Origin of the sequence: Pseudomonas sp. FDAARGOS_380 (assembly GCF_002591235.1) — a bacterium.
Classification (GTDB): Bacteria; Pseudomonadota; Gammaproteobacteria; order Pseudomonadales; family Pseudomonadaceae; genus Aquipseudomonas; species Aquipseudomonas salmasensis.
On the sequence record NZ_CP023969.1, the window covers coordinates 3,282,607 to 3,304,952 of the forward strand.

Sequence of the window (22,346 nt, forward strand, 5' to 3'; positions counted from 1 at the left end):
TTTTTTAGAGAATTTCGGAGTTGTGTTATGGCTGGCCATTCCAAGTGGGCGAACATCAAGCACCGCAAAGAGCGTCAGGATGCCAAGAAAGGCAAGATCTTCACCAAGTGGATTCGCGAACTGACCGTCGCAGCCCGCCAGGGTGGCGGTGACCCGGGCTCCAACCCGCGTCTGCGCCTGGCGCTGGACAAGGCCCTGGGCGCGAACATGAGCCGCGACATCATTGACCGTGCCGTGGCCCGTGGTGCTGGCGCAGCCGATACCGACGACATGGTCGAGCTGACCTACGAAGGCTACGGCCCGGGCGGCGTGGCGGTGATGGTTGAGTGCATGACCGACAACCGCAACCGTACCGCGGCAGCCGTGCGCCATGCGTTCAGCAAGTGCGGTGGCAACCTCGGCACGGATGGCTCGGTAGCCTACCTGTTCGAGCGCAAGGGGCAGATCACCTTCGCACCCGGCACCGATGAAGACGCGCTGATGGAAGCCGCGATGGAAGCGGATGCCGATGACGTCGTGACCAACGAAGACGGCTCCATCGATGTGTTCACCTCGTTTGCCAGCTTCTACGCCGTGCGTAACGCCCTGGAAGCCGCTGGTTTCAACGGCACCGACGCGGAAATCGTGATGCTGCCGACCACCAGTGCCGAACTGGACCTGGACGGTGCGCAAAAGGTGCTGAAGCTGTTGGACATGCTTGAAGATCTGGATGATGTGCAGAATGTGTATTCGAATGCCGACATCCCGGAGTCGGTAGCCGAACAACTCACCTGACACCCACCATTGTAGGAGCGAGCTTGCTCGCGAAGGTCGTTAACGATAACGCTGGGTATCTGACACCCCGCGTCGCTATCGAGTTTTTCGCGAGCAAGCTCGCTCCTACAGTGGAATAGCGTCGCTTCTGACGCCTCAACTGATAAACCCGCAGGCGTTATGACTTTAATCCTAGGTATCGACCCCGGTTCGCGCATCACCGGTTTTGGCGTGGTGCAGCAAACCCCACGCGGCTGTGTGTATGTCGCCTCGGGTTGCATCCGCACCGGTGCCGGCGAGCTGGCCGAGCGGCTGCAGATCGTTTATCGCGGCGTGCGTGAAGTCATCCAGACCTACGGCCCGGTCACCATGGGCATCGAAAAAGTGTTTATGGCCAAGAATGCCGACTCGGCGCTGAAGCTCGGCCAAGCCCGTGGCGCCGCCATCGTGGCGGGTGCCGAGGAGGGCATGGAGATCGCTGAATACACCGCGACCCAGGTCAAGCAGGCCGTGGTCGGCACCGGTGGCGCCAACAAGGAGCAGGTGCAGATGATGGTCATGCATATGCTCAAGCTCACGTCCAAGCCGCAGATCGACGCCTCGGACGCCCTGGCCATCGCCATTTGCCATGCCCATACCCGCTCCAGCCTGCTGCCTCATGGCTTGGGCGCAGCACGTAGTCGTGGCGGGCGCCTGCGTCTCTGATAGCATCAGCGCAATCGTTATTTTTGCGGTCAGGCCTTGCACTGACCCCCAAGCTTTAAGGATCTGAACCGTGATTGGACGCTTGCGCGGCACCCTGGCTGAGAAACAGCCGCCGCACCTGATTCTGGATGTGAATGGGTTGGGTTATGAGCTGGAAGTGCCCATGACCACCCTGTATCGCCTGCCGTCGGTCGGCGAGCCGATAACCTTGCACACCCATTTAGTGGTGCGCGAAGACGCGCAACTACTCTATGGTTTTATCGGCAAGCGCGACCGCGATTTCTTCCGCGAGCTGATTCGCCTCAATGGCGTGGGGCCCAAATTGGCCCTGGCCTTGATGTCGAGCCTGGAAGTGGATGAATTGGTGCGTGCCGTATCCGCCCAGGACACCTCGGCCCTGACCAAGGTGCCGGGGGTGGGCAAGAAGACCGCCGAGCGCTTGTTGGTCGAGCTCAAGGACCGCTTCAAAGCCTGGGAGGTGGTACCGAGCATGTTCGCCCTGGTACCGAACCAGCCGGACATGCCGGCGGCCCAGGTTGCCAGTGCGGAAAGCGATGCGGTCAATGCGCTGATCTCCCTGGGCTACAAGCCCCAGGAAGCCAGCAAGGCCGTATCGGCCATCAAGGACAAGAACCTGAGCGCTGAAGACATGATTCGCCGTGCCCTGAAGGGAATGATTTAAGTGATTGAAGCCGATCGTCTGATCGCGGCCACCGGCCCGCGTGACCGTGAAGAAGTCCAGGACCGGGCCATCCGCCCCCTGAGCCTGGCCGAATACATCGGCCAGCCCACCGTGCGCGAGCAGATGGAGCTGTTTATACAGGCCGCGCGCGGGCGCAGTGAGTCCCTGGACCACACCCTGATCTTCGGCCCGCCGGGGTTGGGCAAGACCACCCTGGCCAATATCATCGCCCAGGAGATGGGCGTGTCGATCAAGTCCACCTCCGGCCCGGTGCTGGAACGGCCGGGTGACCTGGCGGCGCTGCTGACCAACCTTGAACCCCATGACGTGCTGTTTATCGACGAAATCCATCGGTTGTCGCCGATTGTCGAGGAAGTGCTGTACCCGGCCATGGAAGACTTTCAGCTCGACATCATGATCGGCGAAGGCCCGGCGGCCCGCTCGATCAAGCTCGACCTGCCGCCATTCACCCTGGTGGGCGCGACCACCCGCGCAGGCATGTTGACCAACCCGCTGCGAGACCGTTTCGGCATTGTTCAACGTCTAGAGTTCTATAGCACCGCCGATCTGGCGACCATTGTCAGCCGGTCAGCGAGTATCCTTGGCCTGCCCCTGGACCCGGAAGGCGCCTTTGAAATCGCCCGGCGCGCCCGCGGTACGCCACGCATCGCCAACCGCTTGCTGCGCCGCGTGCGCGATTTTGCCGAAGTGCGTGCCAAGGGCCACATCACCAAGGCGGTGGCGGACCTGGCGTTGAACCTGCTGGACGTGGACGAGCATGGTTTTGATCACCAGGATCGGCGCCTACTTTTGACCATGATCGAGAAATTCGACGGTGGCCCGGTCGGCGTGGACAGCCTGGCCGCAGCCATCAGTGAAGAACGCCATACCATTGAGGATGTGCTGGAGCCCTACCTGATCCAGCAGGGCTACATCATGCGAACCCCGCGGGGCAGGGTGGTGACGCGTCATGCTTACCTGCACTTTGGGCTAAACATTCCGTCACGATTGGGAGAGATGCCCGTGGTAGACGAATTCCTCGATGCAGTAGACGATTAAAAAATTGTAGGAGCGAGCTTGCTCGCGAAAAACGCCAACGATAATGCGGTATGTCTGGTTATACGTGGCGCGCTCAGGTTCTTCGCGAGCGAGCTCGCTCCTACAGGGTATTTGTCATGTGGGGTGATTTATCCGAGCTTTGTGCTGTCCCAGTGTCTGGCGTCGTCATTTGAAAGCGTTCAGGAATGAAAAAACAGTTGCCCAGCCAATTGGCAACCTGAGGAGTAAGCACTAGAGTATGCGCGCGCAAAACGGGGATCAGTCGTTCGCACATCGCTGTCGCGTTTATTACGAGGACACCGATGCCGGCGGCATCGTTTATTACGTCAATTACCTGAAATTCATGGAACGGGCTCGAACCGAGCGGCTGCGGGAGTTGGGTTTTGCCCAGTCCGAGCTGGTAGGCGAGGACCTGTTATTCGTCGTGCATTCCAGCGAGGCGCGTTACCACGCACCGGCGCGACTGGACGACGAATTGCTGGTCAGTGCCGAAGTCATCGAATTGAACCGTGCCAGCCTGCGTTTCAAACAGCAGGTCAGGCGGGCCACGGATGCAACGCTGCTCTGTGAGGGGCAGTTCCTGGTGGCGTGTGTGCGCACCAACAGCTTGAAACCTCGGGCCATTCCCGAAACTCTACGTGCGGCCTTTGCCGCCGTGAGCGGCGCGGGTCAACAATCAAAGCAGGAGATTTAGCGTGGAACCTACCGTCGTCGACCATTCCTCCATGTGGAGCCTGGTCAGCAATGCCAGTGTCGTGGTTCAACTGGTCATGCTGACCCTGGTAGCCGCATCGGTTACCTCTTGGGTCATGATTTTTCAGCGCAGCAACATGCTGCGTGCCGGTCGACGTGCCCTGGAGAGCTTTGAAGAGCGCTTCTGGTCGGGTATCGACCTGTCCAAGCTGTACCGCCAGGCCGGCAGCAACCCGGACCCGGACTCGGGCGTCGAGCAGATCTTCCGTGCCGGCTTCAAGGAATTCTCCCGTCTGCGCCAGCAGCCTGGTGTAGACCCGGAAGCGGTGATGGAAGGCGTGGCCCGTGCCATGCGCGTTGCCATCTCCCGCGAAGAAGAGAAACTTGAACAGGGCCTGCCGTTCCTCGCCACCGTGGGTTCCGTCAGCCCGTACATCGGCCTGTTCGGTACCGTATGGGGCATCATGAACTCCTTCCGCGGCCTGGCCCAGGCGCAGCAAGCCACGCTGGCCACCGTGGCCCCGGGTATTGCCGAAGCCCTGATCGCCACCGCGATCGGCCTGTTCGCCGCTATTCCCGCAGTAATCGCCTACAACCGTTTTGCCGCCACCAGCGAAACCTTGATCGGCCGTTACTACACCTTCGCCGATGAATTCCAGGCGATCCTGCACCGTAAAGTGCACACCAGCGAAGAATAAGCAGGTAATTCCCAATGGCTTTAATCGCTCGAGCTCGCAAAAAGCGCAAGCCGGTCGCCGAGATGAACGTAGTGCCCTACATCGACGTGATGCTGGTACTGCTGGTGATCTTCATGGTGACCGCGCCGATGCTCAACCAGGGCGTGAAGGTTGATCTGCCCAAGGTTTCCAGTGAAGCCTTGCCGCAGGACAACAACACTCAGGTCCTGACCATTTCGATCAAGGCTGACAAGACCTATTACTGGAACCTTGGCAGCGAAGTCGACACGCAAAAGCAGCAGGACAAGGCCCTGACCTTGCCGGCCATGACCGATGCGGTGACCAAGATCATTCGCTCCGGCAACGAAGGCGGCAAGCACACCCAGGTGTTTATCCGGGGCGACAAATCGGTCGACTACGGCTCCGTCATGGGTGCCATGGGCGGGCTGCAGAAGGCCGGCGTCGGTAACGTTGGCTTGATTACCGAGGCGCCCTGATGCAGCAACAGCGAGAGCCGTCCGCCTCGGAAAGCTACTTCTGGCCTGGCGTGTGGGCAATTGCCCTGCACGTCCTGGTGTTCGGCATGCTGTTTGTCAGCTTTGCCATGACTCCGGATTTGCCGCCAGCCAAGCCGATCGTGCAGGCGACCCTGTATCAGCTGAAATCGAAAAGCCAGGCCACCACCCAGACCAATCAGAAGATTGCGGGTGAGGCCCAGAAGTCGGCCGCGCGCCAGACTGAAGTCGAGCAGATGGAACAGAAGAAGGTCGAGCAGGAAGCGGTGAAGGCTGCTGCGGAACAAAAGAAAGAAGAGGCGGCTCAAAAGGCCGAGGAATCGAAAAAGGCTGACGAAGCCAAGAAGGCCGACGAGGCGAAAAAGGCTGATGAAGCCAAGAAAGCCGAGAAAGCTGCCGAAGCGAAAAAGGCCGAAGAGAAACAATTGGCTGATATAGCCAAGAAAAAATCGGAAGAAGAAGCCAAGAAGGCTGCCGAAGAAGAGGCCAAGAAAAAGGCCGCTGAAGAAGCCAAGAAAAAGATCGTCGAAGACGCGAAGAAGAAAGCCGCCGAAGACGCCAAGAAAAAAGCTGAAGCAGACGAGGCGAAGAAGAAAGTCGCCGACGAAGCGAAGAAGAAAGCTGCCGCCGACGCCTCCAAGAAAAAGGCCCAGGAAGCAGCACGCAAATCCGCCGAAGAGAAAAAGGCCCAGGCCCTGGCAGATTTGCTTTCCGACACGCCGCAGCGTCAGCAAGCCTTGGCCGATGAACGTGGCGATGAAGTCGCGGGCAGTTTCGATGACCTGATTCGGGCGCGGGCAGCGGAAGGTTGGACACGTCCACCTTCGGCACGTAAAGGCATGACAGTAGTGCTGCAGATCGGCATGTTGCCGGACGGTACGGTGACTTCGGTCAGCGTGGCCAAGTCCAGTGGTGACGGTTCGTTCGACAGTTCGGCGGTTGCCGCGGTCAAGAATATTGGCCGGTTGACCGAGATGCAGGGAATGAAACCAAGTGACTTCGCTCCCTATCGTTCATTCAAGATGACATTCACACCTGAGGATCTAGCCTTGTGAGAAACCTTCTTCGAGGAATGCTTGTCGTTATTTGCTGTATGGCAGGGATAGCGGCGGCGGATGAAAAGAACATCCTGGTAACCAGCGGCAGTGATCGGGCCACCCCGATTGCAGTCGTGCCGTTCGGTTGGCAGGGCGGCAGCGTGCTGCCGGACGACATGGCCCAGATCGTCAGCGACGACCTGCGTAACTCCGGTTACTACGCGCCGATTCCAAAAGGCAACATGATCAGCCAGCCAACCCAGGCCAGCGAAGTCATCTTCCGTGACTGGAAGGCGGTGGGTGCCCAGTACCTGATGGTCGGCAGCATCACGCCGGCCGGTGGTCGCCTGCAGATCCAGTACACGTTGTTCAACGTGGCCACCGAGCAGCAGGTTCTGACCGGCAGCGTATCGGGTACCGCCGAGCAATTGCGCGACATGGCCCACTACATCTCGGACCAGTCGTTTGAAAAACTCACCGGTATCAAAGGGGCGTTCTCGACGCGCCTGCTGTATGTCACGGCTGAGCGTTTCTCTGTAGACAACACCCGCTACACCCTGCAGCGTTCGGACTACGACGGTGCACGTGCAGTGACCTTGCTGCAGTCCCGTGAGCCAATCCTGTCGCCGCGTTTTGCGCCAGACGGCAAGCGTATTGCCTACGTATCGTTCGAACAGCGTCGCCCGCGCATTTTTGTGCAGCACATCGACACTGGCCGTCGTGAGCAGATCACCAACTTCGAAGGCCTCAACGGTGCGCCAGCCTGGTCGCCGGACGGTTCGCGCCTGGCTTTCGTGCTGTCCAAGGACGGCAACCCGGATATCTACGTGATGAACATGGCCTCGCGTCAGCTCTCGCGTGTAACCAGCGGCCCGGGCATCAACACCGAACCGTTCTGGGGTAAGGATGGTTCGACCATCTACTTCACCTCCGACCGTGGCGGCAAGCCTCAGGTCTACAAGGCAAATGTGAACGGCGGCGGTGCGGAACGTGTGACCTTTATTGGTAACTACAACGCCAACCCCAAGCTTTCGGCCGATGAAAAGACGTTGGTGATGATTCACCGTCAGGATGGTTTCACTAATTTCCGGGTTGCGGCCCAGGATTTGCAGCGCGGAACCGTAAAAATCCTTACAGATACCAACCTTGATGAGTCAGCCACTGTTGCGCCCAACGGCACCATGGTAATCTACGCCACCCGCCAGCAGGGCCGGGGAGTCTTGATGCTCGTGTCCATCAATGGACGCGTAAGGCTCCCACTTCCTACCGCACAAGGCGAAGTCAGAGAACCATCCTGGTCCCCTTACCTGAACTGACGCGGCGCTACAAAAAGAAGTACTTAACACACTGGGGTTCATTAGGAGTTTCACGATGGAAATGCTGAAGTTTGGTAAGTTTGCTGCTCTGGCTCTGGCTCTGTCCGTAGCCGTTGGTTGCTCCTCTAAAGGCGGCGACAATGCCGGTGAAGGCGCAGCTGTTGATCCAAACGCTGGTTACGGCGCCAACACTGGTGCGGTCGACGGCTCCCTGAGCGAAGAAGCTGCTCTGCGCGCTATCACCACTTTCTACTTCGAATACGACAGTTCGGACCTGAAGCCAGAAGCCATGCGCGCTCTGGACGTTCACGCCAAGGACCTGAAAGCTAACGGCGCTCGCGTTGTTCTGGAAGGTAACACTGACGCCCGTGGTACTCGTGAGTACAACATGGCTCTGGGCGAGCGTCGTGCGAAAGCCGTTCAGCGCTACCTGGTACTGCAAGGTGTTGCTCCAGGCCAACTGGAACTGGTTTCCTACGGTAAAGAGCGTCCAGTTGCAACTGGCAACGACGAACAGTCGTGGGCTCAGAACCGTCGCGTCGAACTGCGTAAGTAATTCGTCATGCGAACGTGCCGTCGTGCTCTAACTGTATTGGCTCTCAGCTTCGCACCGCTTGCGGTGTGGGCTGCGGTTCCTGTAACGGATAGCAACTCAGGCTATAACAATAGCGGGAGCAGTTATCCGCCAGCAGGTTATGGCACGAACGGCGCCTATGCGGGGGGAGCGGCTACGTCCGCTCCCTCGGCACAGGGCGAGCTGTTCAACCAGCTGCAACGCATGCAGGATCAATTGGCGCAGCAACAAGGCACCATTGAAGTTCTGCAAAATGAAGTGCGTCAGCTGAAGCAAGAAGGCCTGGAGCGATACCAGGATCTTGATCGTCGTATTGGAGCCGGTGTTGCACCTGCCGCTACTCCTGATAATTCTTCTGCCGGTGGCGCACCCAGTGCCGCTGCCGGTGGCGCCGCAGCGGGGGTCGCTGCTGCTGCCCCTGCTGCCAGCAGCGAGCCGGGTGATCCTGCGAAGGAAAAACTGTATTACGATGCAGCCTTCGACCTGATCAAGGCCAAGGACTTCGATAAAGCCAGCCAGGCTTTTACCGCTTTCCTGCGCAAATACCCTAACAGCCAATACGCTGGCAATGCCCAGTACTGGTTGGGTGAGGTCAACCTGGCAAAGGGTGATTTGCAAGCGGCGGGCCAGGCTTTTGCCAAGGTCAGCCAGCTGTACCCCAAGCACGCCAAGGTTCCGGATTCGCTGTACAAACTCGCTGACGTAGAACGCCGCCTGGGTCATACCGACAAGGTCAAAGGCATTCTGCAGCAGGTGGTTGCCCAGTACCCGGGTACCTCCGCGGCTCAGTTGGCCCAACGGGACCTGCAACGCTTGTAAGCGATGCAGCCCGTTTAGAAGAAACCCGCGCTTGTCGCGGGTTTTTTCGTTAGAATCCACGCCCTTTTATGAAACACGCTTCCTGGGATTGACGCGTTGGCGCAATCCCTTGAAGTGCCTGACGGAGGCGGACAGCCTGTTTAGCTGTTACGCCCGTGGCGACTATGCAAGACACATTACGTATTACCGAAGTCTTTTACTCGTTGCAGGGTGAAACGCGCACTGCTGGCCTGCCTACTGTCTTTGTACGGTTGACCGGCTGCCCATTGCGCTGCCAATACTGTGACAGCGCCTACGCCTTCAGTGGCGGCACCGTGCGCACCCTCGACGACATCCTGGAACAGGTTGCCGGCTACCGGCCGCGCTACGTCTGCGTGACGGGCGGCGAGCCCTTGGCGCAACCCAACGCCATCCCATTGCTCAAGCAACTGTGTGACGCCGGCTACGAGGTCTCACTGGAAACCAGTGGCGCCCTGGACATCTCTGCAGTCGACCCGCGCGTCAGCCGGGTGGTCGACCTCAAGACTCCCGACTCCAAGGAAGCTCACCGCAACCGCTACGAGAACATCGACTTGCTGACGGCCAACGATCAGGTCAAGTTCGTCATCTGTTCTCGCGACGATTACGACTGGGCCACCTCCAAGCTGATCCAGTATGGCCTGGAGCGTCGGGCGGGCGAGGTGCTGTTCTCGCCCAGCCATCACGACCTGAACGCCCGGGAGCTGGCGGACTGGGTAGTGGCGGACAACCTGCCGGTGCGCCTGCAATTGCAGCTGCACAAGTACCTGTGGAACGACGAACCGGGGCGCTGATCAGGCGGCTGCGAGACGCGTTCTACCCACCGAATTACCGTTCAAATGCGTTTTTTCTGATTTATTTAAAATAAGGTGTTGAATAATCCTTAGAAATCAGTATTATACGCGCCACCACACAGCGGGTCGTTAGCTCAGTTGGTAGAGCAGTTGGCTTTTAACCAATTGGTCGTAGGTTCGAATCCCACACGACCCACCATTTTTGGCGGTTTAGAAAATCCGGAAGGCCCACGTAAGTGAGGATTTCCGGGTTTTTTTTTGCCTGTCATTTGGCAGGTCCGAGTCGACGCTGAGTCATCCCTTGCTCAGATTCTGTCGCCGTTCAAAAAGCATTCCTTAAATTCAAATATTCATATGCGGACCGGTGCTGACCGAAGAGTCCGGTCGTTCGTATGCGCCCTCATGTGTATCAAACCTGATACCGCTGGTCGGAAACCAGCTCAGAACTCCAAACGAAATTCTTTCCTGTTTGGTTGTTTTTTCTTATGTGTCAGCTGCTTACGAATTTTATAAGACATTTCCTAAAGTGCAGTCGGTTTATTGGCGTGAGGGGCGGACGATGTTAGTTTGCCACCCTTCGTAAATTCGATGGATCGAACATGTCTTCCCAACTGCCACGGACTCGGTATTCACTGAGTATTGCCCTGCTTGCCTGCCTCGTTTCCCACAGCGTGATGGCGGCAACCCTCCCGGGTGATCAGGACCTGATCCGCGAGCGGCAAAACCGCCTGTTGGAAGATCAGCAGCGGCGCCTGGAACAGCTCAAAGAGCTGCCCGGCAAAGAGGCCAGGCCCGAAGCGCCGGCGGCCCCGGTGGACAGCCGTTGCTTCCCGATCCAGACCATTGAACTGCAAGGTGCCGAGCACCTGCCTGTCACTCAGCGCGAGCGTCTGCTCAAGCCGTACACCAATCAATGCCTGGGCGTTTCACAACTCAACGCCTTGCTCAAAGACCTCACCGACTTCTACATCGACAAAGGCCTGGTCACCAGCCGCGCTTACTTGCCCCAGCAAGATATGTCCAAGGGGCATCTGCAAGTGCTGGTGGTGGAAGGCAAACTCGAAGGCTTGAAGGGCGCCGACAACAGCAAACTGTCGGACCGCGAGCTGGCCATGGCCTTCCCCGGCAAAAGCGGTGAGATATTGAACCTGCGAGAAATCGAACAGGCCGTCGACCAGCTCAACCGCTTGCCATCCAACCAAGCCCAAATGGAACTGAACCCAGGCGATGCCGTGGGCGGCAGTTCGGTGCTGGTCAAAAACAACCCGCAGAAGCCCTGGCGCGCCAGCCTGTCGCGCAACAACGATGGCCAGAAAAGCACCGGCGAACAGCAGTGGGGCACCGGCTTTGAATGGGACAGCCCGCTGGGTGTGGCCGATCAGCTGATTCTGCGCGGCGGCCACGACGCCATCAGCGACCACCAGAAAACCTCCAAGAACGCGATGCTCTACTACAACGTGCCCTGGGGCTGGTGGAACTTCAGCTACAGCTACAATCAGAGCGACTACCGTTCGGTTGCCCAAGGCGATGGTTTTGACTTCAAGCAAACCGGCGACAGTGAAAACCACCAACTGCGCGCTGAACGGGTGATCCACCGCGACGCCCTGAGCAAAACCTCGCTCAACGTCGGCCTGTCCCACCTGCGCACCAACAACTACATCGAAGACAGCCGCCTGGCCGTCAGCAGCAATCGGCTCAGCGAGTTGCAGTGGGGCATCAACCACGGTCGGCGAGTTGGCAGTGCGTTTGTCAACGTTGACCTCGGTATGCAGGACGGCATCGGTTTGCTCGATGCCCAGGCGCAACATGAGCGCGATCAGAACGGCAATCGATTGGCCAATTCCCGCTACCGCAAATACACCGCCACCGTCAGCTACCTGCAACCCTTCACGCTGTGGGGCGAGTCGTTCAGTTTTACCAGCCTGGCCACCGGCCAACGCAGTGAAGACGTGCTGTTAAGCCCACAGCGCATGAGCCTAGGTGGCTCGGCGTCGATACGCGGCTACAAGGACCAGCAACTGACCGGCGACAGCGGCGGCTACTGGCGCAACGACCTGCGCTGGAGCCGCCCGGTGACCCTCGGCTGGCTGCGCCCGGTGTTTGGCGAATACGGCGCCAGCGTCGGTTACGACCAGGGCGTGATCCGCAACGGCCGCTACAACGGCGAAGTGCACGGTCGCGTCTCAAGCAACTCCCTTGAGCTGTTCGCCCGCGGCCAACACGTGAGCACCAGCGTGACCTTTGCCCACTCGCTGGAACGACCGGCCGCGCTGCTTGAGCGCGAAGCACCGATCTACTTCCGCCTGGATTTCTTCCTGTAATTCAACGCCCAGTTGCAACGAGAATTTGAAATGGATGTTCGCCAATTTGCCTTCCTGGTTCGCCAGCCTTCTGCTGCCCTGAAAAGCCGTGACGCGTTCCTCGGCCTGCCCAAACGTGGCCTGGCACTGATCCTGGCCAACGCCCTGTTCTGGCAACCGCTGCTGGCCCAGGCCGAAGGCATCGTGGTCAGCGCCCCCGGCACCACCGTGGGCGCGGCGGGCAATGGCGTGCCGGTGGTGAACATCGCCGCTCCCAATGGCAGTGGCTTGTCCCACAACCAGTTCAAGGACTACAACGTCGGTGCCAACGGCGTAATCCTCAACAACGCCACCGAACGCACTCAATCGACGCAACTGGGCGGCATCATCCTCGGCAACCCGAACCTGCAAGGCCGCGCCGCCAATATCATCCTCAACGAAGTCAACGGCGGCAGCCCCAGCCAACTGCGCGGCTACACCGAAGTGGCGGGCCAGTCGGCCAAGGTCATCGTCGCCAACCCCTACGGCATCACCTGCAGCGGCTGCGGCTTCATCAACACCCCCAATGTCACCCTGACCACCGGTAAACCGATACTCGATGCAAGCGGCCAACTGCAGCGTTACCAGGTCGATGGCGGCGCCGTGACCATCGACGGCCAGGGCTTGAATGCCGACAACGTCGACCGCTTCGAAATCATCACTCGCTCGGCCAAGATCAATGCGCAGATCAATGCGCGCAACTTGAGCGTGGTTGCCGGTCGTAATGACGTCGATGCTAAAAGCCTGCAAGCCACTGCCCGCACCGATGACGGCAGTGCCAAGCCGGAGCTGGCGATTGACTCGACGGCGTTGGGTGGGATGTATGCCGGGGCGATCAAACTGGTGGGCACCGAGGCCGGGGTGGGCGTGAAGCTCGACGGTACGTTAATGGCCAGTGGGGGTGATATTCAGCTCGATGCCAATGGACGACTGAGTTTGGCCAATGCCAAAGCCAGCGAAGCGGTGGTGATCAAGGCCGGTCAATTGGACGCTGCGGGTGCGGTGTATGCCGGCACGCGAGTCGATGTACAAACTACGGCAGGCCTGAACAACCAGAAAAGCCTGGCGGCCCGCGACAGCATCACCGTGACCAGCGGTGGGGCGCTGGTCAACAGCGGCATCATCGAAGCCGGGGTCAACGCCGATGAAAGCCGCAACGCCAGCGGCGATGTCAGCCTTGCCGCCGCTAACCTGAGCAATAGCGCCAGCGTGGTTGCCAGCCGAACCCTTACCGCCACGGCCAGCCAAACCTTGAACAATCAAGGCGGCACATTGAGCGGCATGAGCGCCGTGGTTAACGCCGGCCAACTCGACAACCGTGGCGGTCGTGTACTGGGTACGGACTCGCTCAAGGTCACGGCTACCGGGCTGGATAACCGCACCAACGGTTTGCTGCACAGCGAAAACAGCACCGACGTTACGGCAACCGCTGCGCTGGATAACCAGAGCGGTCGCGTGATCGGCCTGAAAAGCCTGACGCTCAACGCAGGCCAACTGACTAACGATAACGGCCTGGTCGCCAGCCAGGCGCAAGCCCATGTAACCGCTGGGCAACTGAGCAACCAAGCGGGTGAAATCTCCGCCAACCAGACCACCGTGGCCGCCACGACCCTGGATAACCGCTCCGGCAAGTTGCTGGGCAGCAACCTCAACGTGACCGCCAGCGGTGCCATCGATAACCGCTTGGGGATTTTTTCCGCCACCAGCCTGCTGACGGTACAGGCGGCCAACCTGGATAACCGCGATAAAGGCTCCATTGCCAGCCAAGGCCTGATGAACCTGACCGTCGCCGGGCTGCTGGACAATCGCAATGAAGGCAACCTGGCCAGCCAGGGCGCTCGGCAAATAACCGCTGGGCAATTGAACAACAGCCAGGGCGGGCTGGTATCCAGCAAAGCCACAATGACGCTGCGCAGCGACAACCTGATCAACCAAGGCGGCTTGGTGATTGCTGACGATGCGCTGACCCTCACCGGCGGCGATCTGGATAACAGCCACGCGGGGGTGATCAGCACCAAGGCCACTGCGCAGGTGCAACTGAATCAGTTGAACAACAGCAACGGCGGCAAATTGAGCAGCGATGGTGCGTTGACCCTCAACGCCACCCGGCTCGAAAACGGCGCCGGTCGTATCAGCGCCAAGGGCGACTTGCAGGCAACGGTCGGTGTGCTCAATCAACAAGCGGGCGAACTCGTCAGCGACGGTGCCCTGACACTGCGCGGCACTTCGCTGGACAACCGCAACGGCGGCCTTGTCGCGGCCACCCACGGCGTGGACCTGCGCAGCCAGACCATCCTTAACCAGCAGGGCGAGATCTCCAGCCAGGCCAAGGTGCTGGTGGTTGCCGACCAACTGAACAACAGCACCGGCAAAGTCATTGGCGACAGCGGCCTGACCCTCACGGTGCAACGCCTGCTCAACCAGAGCAAAGGCTTGCTGGCGGGGCGTGAGAGTCTCGTGCTGAGCGGCGCCCAACTGGACAACAGCCAAGGTGGCCGCGTTACCAGCCAAAAAGACCTGAATATCACCCTGACCGGCGCCTTGCTCAACCAAGGGCAGGGCACGCTGCTCAGCGAGGGCGGGCTGACCGTCAAGGCTGGCACCCTGGACAACAGCCAGGGCGGCATTCTGTCCGCAGCCAATGCGTTGTCGATCACCACGCAAGGCCTACTGAACAATCAGGCCGGCAAACTGCTGGCCGATGGCACGGCCACGTTGGTGAGCGCTGCGCTGAACAACAGTCAAGGCGGCGTGATCAGCGCCAAGCAACAGGTTGATGTACGCAGTGCCGGCCTGGACAACAGCCAGCGTGGCAGCATCAGCAGTGATGCCGGGATCACCCTTAACGCGGGGCAACTGGACAACAGCCAACAAGGCTCGATCTTCGCTAAGTCCACGGTCAAGGCAACCCTGAATGGGCTGGACCAACATGACCGTGGTGAGTTGGTCAGCAATACCGGCATCGAACTGGACTTGAACCATGGGCAACTGATCAACCGTGACCACGGCCTGATCGCAACACCGGGTCAACTGCTACTGAACAACCTGGGCAGCGTCGACAACAGCCAGGGCGGTGAAATCTCCAGCACCCAGTCATTCCTGCTGATGGCCGATGCGCTGAATAACCGCGGCGGCAAAGTCATCAGTGGCGACAGCCTGCAGGTACGTATTGCCAAAGCGCTGGATAACAGCGTGGAAGGTGTACTGTCCGCCAAGAGCGTTCTGCAAGTGGCAGCCGAAAGCCTGGACAACCAGGCCGGTGGCGCACTCGCCAGCCAGGGCGCGCTGGACCTGAAGGTCACCGGCGCACTGGACAACCATAACCAAGGGCTGATTTCCGCTGCTACAGCCTTGACCACTAACGCAGGCTCGTTGGACAACAGCGACAAGGGCCGCCTCTCGGCGGGCACGCACCAGGCCCTCAACACCGGCGCGCTGGATAACCACCAAGGCGGACGAATCGTCAGCGACGGTAGCCAGACAGTCACTGCCGCCAATGTGGATAACCGCACGGGTGTGATCGGCAGCCAACAGGCGCTGAACCTGACCACTGCCAACCTCGATAACACTGCCGGGTTGATCAATAGCCAGGCGGACCTGACCCTGACCGGGCAAACAGTCGACTCAAGCCAGGACGGTGAAATCTCAGCCAAAGGTGATTTGACGCTCATCGTCCAACAGCTGATCCAGCGCCAGGGCCGCTTGATCGGCGAGCGCGCCGTAACCCTCGACCTGCAAGGCGGGAACCTCGATAACAGCGCAGGCTTGATCAGCGCCAGAGGCCCACTGACGTTCGCGCGCCTGGCCAACCTGACCAACCGCGAACAAGGCGAAATCTCCAGCCAGACGGCGTTCACCGTGGCCGCCAAACGCATCGATAACGGCGATCGTGGAGTCATCCTCAGTGCCGATCAATTGCGCCTTGAAGCAGATGCTGTGGTCAACGCCAACAAGGGCTTGATCTCCGGCTGGAACGGTCTGACGGTGGTCGGCAATAGCCTCGACAACAGCGCCGAAGGCACGTTGTCGAGCAAGAGCGGCACCCTGCACACCGACCTCACAGGTGTATTGGATAACCACGCAGCGGGTGCTCTGGTCAGCCAGGGCAAACAAACCCTCATCGCGGGCAGCCTGAACAATGATCAAGGGATCATCTCCGGCCAGGCTGATGTCAGCCTCAACGTGGCCGGCCGCTTGGAAAACAGCAACAACGGCTTGATCTCCGCAGCCCAGCACTTGGACTTCAATAACGCTCAGAGCCACATGCTCAACCGTGGTGGTCGGATCAACGCTGCCAGCCTCTCACTGCTCGGTGAAAGCCTGGACAACAGCGGCGGTCAACTGATCAGCCAGGGCACCTTGGAAGGCACCCTCAGTGGTGCGCTGATCAACGCCAACAACGCCCGCCTGACCAGTGGCGCAGCCCTGTTGCTGAACGCCGCCAGCCTGGACAACCGTGGTGGTCAACTGGTCAGCCAGGACCGCCTTGACCTGACCCTCGCCAAGGGCGACCTGGATAACAGCGCCAAAGGTACACTCGCCAGCCAGAAAGACCTGGTGATCAAGCTGTTGGCCGGTGACGTTCACAACCAGCAAGACGGCCTGATGTTCAGCCAGAAGGGCAAGCTCGACCTTACCGCCCGCACCCTCACCAACTATCAAGGCACGCTGCAAAGCCAGACCGATAACCGCCTGCGCCTCAGTGGTGCCCTGAATAACCAGGGCGGCCGTGTCGACAGCCTCAGTGGCAACCTGGACCTGGAAACGGCCAGCGTCGCCAATACCGCAGGTGGCATTCTCAACAGCAGCAAAGGCTGGATCAAGCTGGTCACTGGGCTGTTCAACAACGGCAGCGGCATCACCCAGGCGCAGTCGTTGAACATCGAAGCCAAAGGCGGGCTGCTCAACCAACTGGGGCATCTGTCGGCCCTTGGCGGCGACAGCCAGATTGTCACCACTACCCTGAATAACCAGGGCGGCGGTGTGTATGCCGACACCTTGCTTAAAGTCACCGCCCAGGACTTCGACAACCAGGGCACAGCGGCCAACAACGGTGGCAAGGTCGGTGCGCGCACCATTGACTTCGGCCTCACCGGCACCCTGAGCAACCGCAATGGCCTGATCGAAAGCGACGACACCCTGAGCCTCGTCGCGCAGACCATCGACAACGTCAGCGGCAACCTGCGCGCCATGGGCCGGGTTGGCACCACTGATATTCGCACCACGGGCCTGTTCGATAACCGCTTCGGCGCGCTGGAAAGCGCCAACGAAACCCTCAACCTGCAAGCGGCCAGCCTGGATAACAACGGCGGGCGTATCGTCCACACTGGCGGCGGTAAATTCGACCTCACGTCCGATCAAGTCACCCGCGCCGGCGGCAGCTTCGTCACCAACGGCCAATTGGACATCAAGGCTGCCAGCTGGACCAACAGCAGCGTGATCCAGGCCGGGCGCCTGAACCTCGACATCGGCCAATTCACCCAGACCGCCAGCGGGCAATTGCTCGGCGCACAAAGCCTGACCGGTATCGGCGACACCTGGACCAACGACGGCCTGTTGGCCAGTGACGGCACCCTCAAGCTGACCCTCACCGGTGGCTACAGCGGCAACGGGCGGGTCAGCAGCCTGGGCGACATGACTCTCGCGGCGGCCAACCTGGACCTGGGCGAGAATGGTCGTATTGCCGGTGGCGCGCTTACTCAAATCACGAGCACCAACGTTCTGAACAACCGTGGTCGCCTGACGTCCGTAGGTGATCTGACGGTCAACGCCGCCACCCTGAACAACTACGGCACCCTGGGCGGCTCCGAGAGCGTTCGCCTCAACGCCACCCATCTGCTCAACGAAAAAGGCCTGCTGTTCAGCGGTGAGGACATGACCCTGCGGGTCAACGACTTCAGCAACCGCTTTGGCGATGTCTACAGCCTGGGCGGTCTCGACATCGCCCGCGACGATGCCAATGGGCGCAGTGCGCTGATCGAAAACGTCTCCGGTACGTTGGAGAGCGACGGCAATATGCGTTTGCTGGCCGATACCCTGAGCAACCGTCGTGACCAGTTCACCACCGAAAAAAGCCTGGTTTCCGGGAGCATCAGTGTCTACGGCAACGACTACTGCAAAGGCAAAGGCTGTGAGCTGAAGTTCAGCGGCGTCGAAACCTATGAGGACGTCATCAAAGGCAGCTCCGCCTCCGCATTCATCAATGCCGGTGGCGACCTGACGGTGGGCAGCCAGACCTTCGATAACCTCTACAGCTCGGTATCGGCCGCTAAAAATATCCTGATCAACACCGACGTGCTGAACAACACCGGCGCTGCTGGTGGTGAGCAGCGTAATGTCGGTTACGCCTACTACACACGCAACCGCTCGGCTTACTCGTTGCTGATGAGCGAAATCGAGCTGTTCAACCGCAGCAACGATCCCACCTCAAGTGACTATCAGCCGGGTCAGTACACCTATGACCAGTTCATTCAGAAGACAAGGTTCTCGGATACCTACTTCACTTCCAATATCGACTACACCGTCCCCACCTCTGGCAGCGTGATTGCCCAAGCGGTGATCCAGGCAGCCGGCTCGGTCACCGTTAACGCCACCAAAGAAATCAACAACAGCGTCATCCGCCCGAACGCCACCAACATCGACACCCCCGCGGCCAACCGCAACACCAACTCGGCTGTATTTGCCTCCACGGTAAAACCGGCGATCACCGCGCAACTGCCGCCAGACCTGGCCCAACGTCAGGTCAACCCGGTGACCTTGCCGGGCTTGAGCCTGCCAACGGGTGAGAACGGCCTATTCCGCCTCAGCGGCCAGGCAGCGAAGGGCGGTGCAGCGGGTAAAGCGGATACCGCTACGGGTGACTTCAGCGCAAACGGGCGTGTCATCACCGCCGCCGACCGTGAGAAAACCCTCGACTACAACGCCGTGCAAGAACGCGGCTTCAGCCTCGACGGCCAGCCCGTTAGCGGTGCAATCAACGGCCAGGGCCCGCTGGTGTTGGACAACCGCGCGCCCTCCGTCACCAGCGTTCAAGGAATGCCGGACATCGCCCCGGTAGACAACAGCCACAAATACCTGATCGAAACCAACCCGGCGCTCACCGACCTCAAGCAGTTCATGAGCTCCGACTACCTGCTCGGCAAATTGGGCTACAACCCCGATGCCAGCTGGAAGCGCCTGGGCGACGGCCTGTACGAGCAGCGCCTGATCCGCGAAGCCGTGGTGGCCCGTACCGGCCAACGCTACATCAACGGCCTTGCCAGTGATGACGCGCTGTTCCGCTACCTGATGGACAACGCCATCTCGTACAAGGACTCGCTCAACCTGCAACTCGGCGTGTCCCTCACCGCCGAGCAAGTCGCGGCACTGACCCACGACATCGTGTGGATGGAAGAAGCCGAGGTCAACGGCCAGAAAGTCCTGACCCCGGTGCTCTACCTGGCCCAGGCCGACAACCGCCTGGCACCCAACGGCGCGCTGATCCAGGGCCAGGACGTGAGCCTGGTCACCGGCGGCGACCTGCACAACAGCGGCACCCTGCGGGCCACCAACAACCTGAGCATGGTCGCCGGCAACATCGACAACAGCGGCCTGATGCAAGCCGGCAACCGCCTGGAAATGCTCGCCACCGACTCGATCCGTAACACCCGTGGCGGCATCATCAACGGCCGCGACATCAGCGCCACCGCGGTGACCGGCGACATCATCAACGAACGCACCGTCACCACCTTTAAACAGGAAGGCCAGGGCTACCAACTGCGCAACGACGTGGCCAGCGAAGCCTCCCGCTTCGAAGCCACCGACACGCTCAAACTGAACGCCGGCCGCGACGTGCTCAACCTCGGTAGCGACCTCAAGGCCGGTGGCAACGCCAGCGTAACGGCAGGGCGTGACGTACTGATCGCCAGCCAGACCGAACAGGACGACTACGCCTACCAACGCCGCCGCATCAGCGGCACAGAGCAAACCATCCTGCAGCACGCCTCCGCCGTGGACGTGGGCGGCAACCTCGCCATCGACGCCCGGCGCGACATCGCCGTGGTCGCCAGCACCGTCAGCGCCGCCAAAGACCTCAGCGTCAAGGCCGGCGAAAACCTGACCCTGTCGTCGGCTGCCAACGAACAGCACGACTACTCCAAAGGCAAAAAAGGCGGTACCAAAACCACTACTCAACTGGACGACGTCACCCAACAAAGCGCCGAACTTAAAGCCGGCGGCGACCTGATCGCCATCGCTGGTACAGACCTCACGCTAGTCGCGAGCAAAATCAGCGCGGGCAATGAAGCCTATGTGCATGCGGATAACGAACTGCAAATGTTGGCGGCGCAGGACAGTCATTACTCGCTGTATGACATGAGCAAGAAGGGCAGTTGGGGCAGCAAGAAGACCCAGCGTGATGAAGTGACCGATGTGAAGAGTGTCGGGAGCGAGGTCAAGACTGGGGGGGATTTGACGCTGGAGAGTGGTGGGGATCAGAAGTATCAGGCGGCGAAGCTCGACAGTGGTGGGGATATTGCGATTGTCAGTGGAGGGGCGGTGACGTTTGAGGCGGTGAAGGATCTGCATCAGGAGAGTCATGAGAAGAGCAAAAGCGATTTGGCGTGGAACAGTGCCAAGGGTAAGGGAAATACCGATGAAACTCTGCGTCAGACGGAAATGGTGGCCCAAGGTCAGTTAGCTATTCGGGCTGCTGGCAAGATTAATATAGATATAAGACAAGTTGATCAACAGACGGTTAGCCAAACAATCGATGCGATGGTTAAAGCGGAACCTAAGTTAGCGTGGATTAAGCAAGCTGAAGCCAACGGGCAAGTCGATTGGCGAGTCGTGAAGGAAATTCATGACAGTTGGGATTACAAAAACTCCGGGCTGGGGGCCGCGCCTGCGCTGATTATTTCAATCGTTGCCAGCTTTTACCTTGGGCCTCTTGCTGGAGCCATGGCGAGTAATTTTGCTGTAGGTACGATTAATGGCGGGGGAGATATTGGTGCAGGTTTTAAGGCTGCCACCAATAAGAATGCGATTAAGGGGTATGCGACACAGATGGTCACGAGCGGTATTTTGGCCGGTATAGATACTGCTGTCGCCGGCTGGAGTCCCGACGGACCATTAATCCTGAATGCCAATGGTGTCAACAATCCAGGCTATAGCTCAAGTATGCTGGATTGGAATACGGTTAGTGAGAACGTACTTCGAAGCAGTACGCATGCTTTGGTCGCAGGTAGCGTTAACACAGCGATCAACGGCGGTAGTTTAAAAGATAACCTCGGTACTGCTGCCATTTCGGAAGGCCTTGATCTCACTGCTGCTTTTGGAAATAAACAAGTCGGTGATTTGGCCGATTATTTGGATGTCAGCCCTGGCACAGCTTCGAAAATCTTCATGCATGCTGTGCTGGGTGGAGCACTTTCATCCGCTAGGGGCGGTGATTTTAAAACCGGAGCGCTGGCAGGCGCTGCTACGGAAGGATTGACGTCTGTTGCGGCGGAAAATCTTGGCAAATACCTAGATACACAGCTTTCTACGAATGGCCAGTTCAAAGTCGCCACCGCTCAGGTTATTGGGGTGTTGGCGGGGGCTTTGGGTAACGGTGATCCCGAGACAGCCAGTTGGGTAGCGGGGAATGCCCAGCGCTACAACGATTTCCTACATATGGGGGGGAATTGGGGAGCAGCTGCATCCAGTCTCGGCGCTGAAATGATCGAGCAAGGCAAGACACCGGATCAGATCTCTGAGGCGTTCAGATCCTTGGCTAGAAGCGATGGGTATGAGGGGCCAGGCCATGATTATGTTGCTGGTTGGGTCTTGGTGCCTGGCGCCATTGGGCTAGGGGTTGCGTCAGCTGAACTGGCGATGGGCTGCGCACTTGCACCGGTGATGTGTAATCAGGCTGCGTTAGCCGTTGCAGAAGTAGCGGGCGGAGATGCTGCTCTCGGTGGTACGGCGCTTGGTGTGTTTGGCGGTGGGGCGTTGACGGTAGCTGGAGGTGCGGTTCAAGATGGGGGAGCTAAGGTAGTTCAATTATTGCCTGAGCTCTCAATCAGTGCGAAAAAAACTGCTTCATTTAGTGAGGCTAAAACGGTACTGGAGTCAGCCCAATTACCTTACAAAGGTTCCACCGTTATCGGTCATGCCCTATCGAAGCACGCGGGTAGAAATCCTGATATTTGGGGTAAGACTACAGGGTCTATGGCTACTTGGAATGAGCAGGCTATGACGCAGTTACGTGAAATAATACGTGCTCCCGGCGAGTTCAAATCGGTGACAACAGATAAGGGAATTCCATTTATAGAGAAACGTCTTGGTGACGGGCGTGGCATACGGTTGAATCTAGATGGGACATTTAAAGGGTTTATCGACTAATTT

Annotated in this window: 14 protein-coding genes, 1 tRNA gene and 1 pseudogene; all 16 read left to right on the forward strand. The window is 59.3% G+C overall.

All coding sequences use genetic code 11. The features are described 5' to 3' along the window. Nucleotides 1-27: 27 nt before the first annotated feature. The 16 genes and pseudogenes from CRN80_RS15440 to CRN80_RS15510 all read left to right on the forward strand — a co-directional run bounded on the left by CRN80_RS15440 (nucleotide 28) and on the right by CRN80_RS15510 (nucleotide 22,343). On the forward strand, nucleotides 28-774 hold the full coding sequence (locus CRN80_RS15440; protein WP_003193870.1) for a YebC/PmpR family DNA-binding transcriptional regulator: 747 nt from the start codon (nucleotides 28-30) through the stop codon (nucleotides 772-774). Then, nucleotides 771-887, forward strand: a pseudogene (locus tag CRN80_RS31685) (outer membrane lipoprotein carrier protein LolA); the annotation flags it as partial. The gene CRN80_RS15440 and the pseudogene CRN80_RS31685, both read left to right, overlap by 4 nt. A 46-nt stretch (nucleotides 888-933) precedes the next feature. Continuing rightward, nucleotides 934-1,458, forward strand: a complete 525-nt coding sequence (gene ruvC / locus CRN80_RS15445; protein WP_019821257.1) for a crossover junction endodeoxyribonuclease RuvC — start codon at nucleotides 934-936, stop codon at nucleotides 1,456-1,458. Between the two features lie 70 nt (nucleotides 1,459-1,528). Continuing rightward, nucleotides 1,529-2,140 carry a Holliday junction branch migration protein RuvA gene (ruvA, locus tag CRN80_RS15450; protein WP_003193868.1) on the forward strand — a complete coding sequence of 204 codons (612 nt, stop codon included), beginning with the start codon at nucleotides 1,529-1,531 and terminating at the stop codon, nucleotides 2,138-2,140. Beyond that, a complete protein-coding gene (gene ruvB, locus CRN80_RS15455) occupies nucleotides 2,141-3,199 on the forward strand; it encodes a Holliday junction branch migration DNA helicase RuvB (protein WP_003193867.1) in 1,059 nt (352 codons plus the stop codon). It begins immediately after the preceding gene. 238 nt (nucleotides 3,200-3,437) lie between these two features. Next, a complete protein-coding gene (ybgC, locus tag CRN80_RS15460) occupies nucleotides 3,438-3,893 on the forward strand; it encodes a tol-pal system-associated acyl-CoA thioesterase (RefSeq protein WP_003193866.1) in 456 nt (151 codons plus the stop codon). A gap of 1 nt (nucleotide 3,894) precedes the next feature. Further along, nucleotides 3,895-4,590 carry a protein TolQ gene (gene tolQ, locus CRN80_RS15465; RefSeq protein ID WP_003193865.1) on the forward strand — a complete coding sequence of 232 codons (696 nt, stop codon included), beginning with the start codon at nucleotides 3,895-3,897 and terminating at the stop codon, nucleotides 4,588-4,590. Between the two features lie 23 nt (nucleotides 4,591-4,613). Next, entirely contained in the window at nucleotides 4,614-5,066 is a 453-nt protein-coding gene (gene tolR / locus CRN80_RS15470) for a protein TolR (RefSeq protein WP_161793227.1), read from the forward strand. Beyond that, entirely contained in the window at nucleotides 5,066-6,139 is a 1,074-nt protein-coding gene (gene tolA / locus CRN80_RS15475) for a cell envelope integrity protein TolA (RefSeq protein ID WP_003193863.1), read from the forward strand. The genes tolR and tolA overlap by 1 nt, the downstream gene beginning before the upstream one ends. 17 nt (nucleotides 6,140-6,156) lie before the next feature. Continuing rightward, nucleotides 6,157-7,437 (forward strand): Tol-Pal system beta propeller repeat protein TolB, encoded by a 1,281-nt coding sequence (tolB, locus tag CRN80_RS15480; protein ID WP_032874245.1) that lies wholly within the window; start codon nucleotides 6,157-6,159, stop codon nucleotides 7,435-7,437. Between the two features lie 55 nt (nucleotides 7,438-7,492). Next, nucleotides 7,493-7,993, forward strand: coding sequence for a peptidoglycan-associated lipoprotein Pal (pal, locus tag CRN80_RS15485; RefSeq protein ID WP_003193861.1), 501 nt, complete (start codon nucleotides 7,493-7,495; stop codon nucleotides 7,991-7,993). Between the two features lie 6 nt (nucleotides 7,994-7,999). Continuing rightward, complete coding sequence (ybgF, locus tag CRN80_RS15490) at nucleotides 8,000-8,830, forward strand: tol-pal system protein YbgF (RefSeq protein WP_032895511.1); 831 nt, start codon at nucleotides 8,000-8,002, stop codon at nucleotides 8,828-8,830. Nucleotides 8,831-8,994: 164 nt separating this feature from the next. Next, the gene (gene queE, locus CRN80_RS15495; protein ID WP_005790893.1) at nucleotides 8,995-9,642 is read left to right on the forward strand and encodes a 7-carboxy-7-deazaguanine synthase QueE; all 648 of its coding nucleotides are present in this window, start codon (nucleotides 8,995-8,997) and stop codon (nucleotides 9,640-9,642) included. Nucleotides 9,643-9,765: 123 nt separating this feature from the next. Continuing rightward, nucleotides 9,766-9,841, forward strand: a tRNA-Lys gene (locus CRN80_RS15500). A gap of 400 nt (nucleotides 9,842-10,241) precedes the next feature. Beyond that, the gene (locus tag CRN80_RS15505; protein ID WP_098950506.1) at nucleotides 10,242-11,963 is read left to right on the forward strand and encodes a ShlB/FhaC/HecB family hemolysin secretion/activation protein; all 1,722 of its coding nucleotides are present in this window, start codon (nucleotides 10,242-10,244) and stop codon (nucleotides 11,961-11,963) included. Nucleotides 11,964-11,993: 30 nt separating this feature from the next. Continuing rightward, a complete protein-coding gene (locus CRN80_RS15510) occupies nucleotides 11,994-22,343 on the forward strand; it encodes a filamentous hemagglutinin N-terminal domain-containing protein (protein WP_256588474.1) in 10,350 nt (3,449 codons plus the stop codon). Nucleotides 22,344-22,346: the final 3 nt, after the last annotated feature.

Excerpts from the sequence above, each read along its gene's own strand:
- tolB (WP_032874245.1), top strand. The coding sequence starts at position 6,157 with ATGCTTGTCGTTATTTGCTGTATGGCAGGGATAGCGGCGGCGGATGAA.
- ybgF (WP_032895511.1), top strand. The coding sequence starts at position 8,000 with ATGCGAACGTGCCGTCGTGCTCTAACTGTATTGGCTCTCAGCTTCGCA.
- ruvC (WP_019821257.1), top strand. The coding sequence starts at position 934 with ATGACTTTAATCCTAGGTATCGACCCCGGTTCGCGCATCACCGGTTTT.
- pal (WP_003193861.1), top strand. The coding sequence starts at position 7,493 with ATGGAAATGCTGAAGTTTGGTAAGTTTGCTGCTCTGGCTCTGGCTCTG.
- CRN80_RS15510 (WP_256588474.1), top strand. The coding sequence starts at position 11,994 with ATGGATGTTCGCCAATTTGCCTTCCTGGTTCGCCAGCCTTCTGCTGCC.
- ybgC (WP_003193866.1), top strand. The coding sequence starts at position 3,438 with ATGCGCGCGCAAAACGGGGATCAGTCGTTCGCACATCGCTGTCGCGTT.
- CRN80_RS15505 (WP_098950506.1), top strand. The coding sequence starts at position 10,242 with ATGTCTTCCCAACTGCCACGGACTCGGTATTCACTGAGTATTGCCCTG.
- CRN80_RS15440 (WP_003193870.1), top strand. The coding sequence starts at position 28 with ATGGCTGGCCATTCCAAGTGGGCGAACATCAAGCACCGCAAAGAGCGT.
- tolA (WP_003193863.1), top strand. The coding sequence starts at position 5,066 with ATGCAGCAACAGCGAGAGCCGTCCGCCTCGGAAAGCTACTTCTGGCCT.
- queE (WP_005790893.1), top strand. The coding sequence starts at position 8,995 with ATGCAAGACACATTACGTATTACCGAAGTCTTTTACTCGTTGCAGGGT.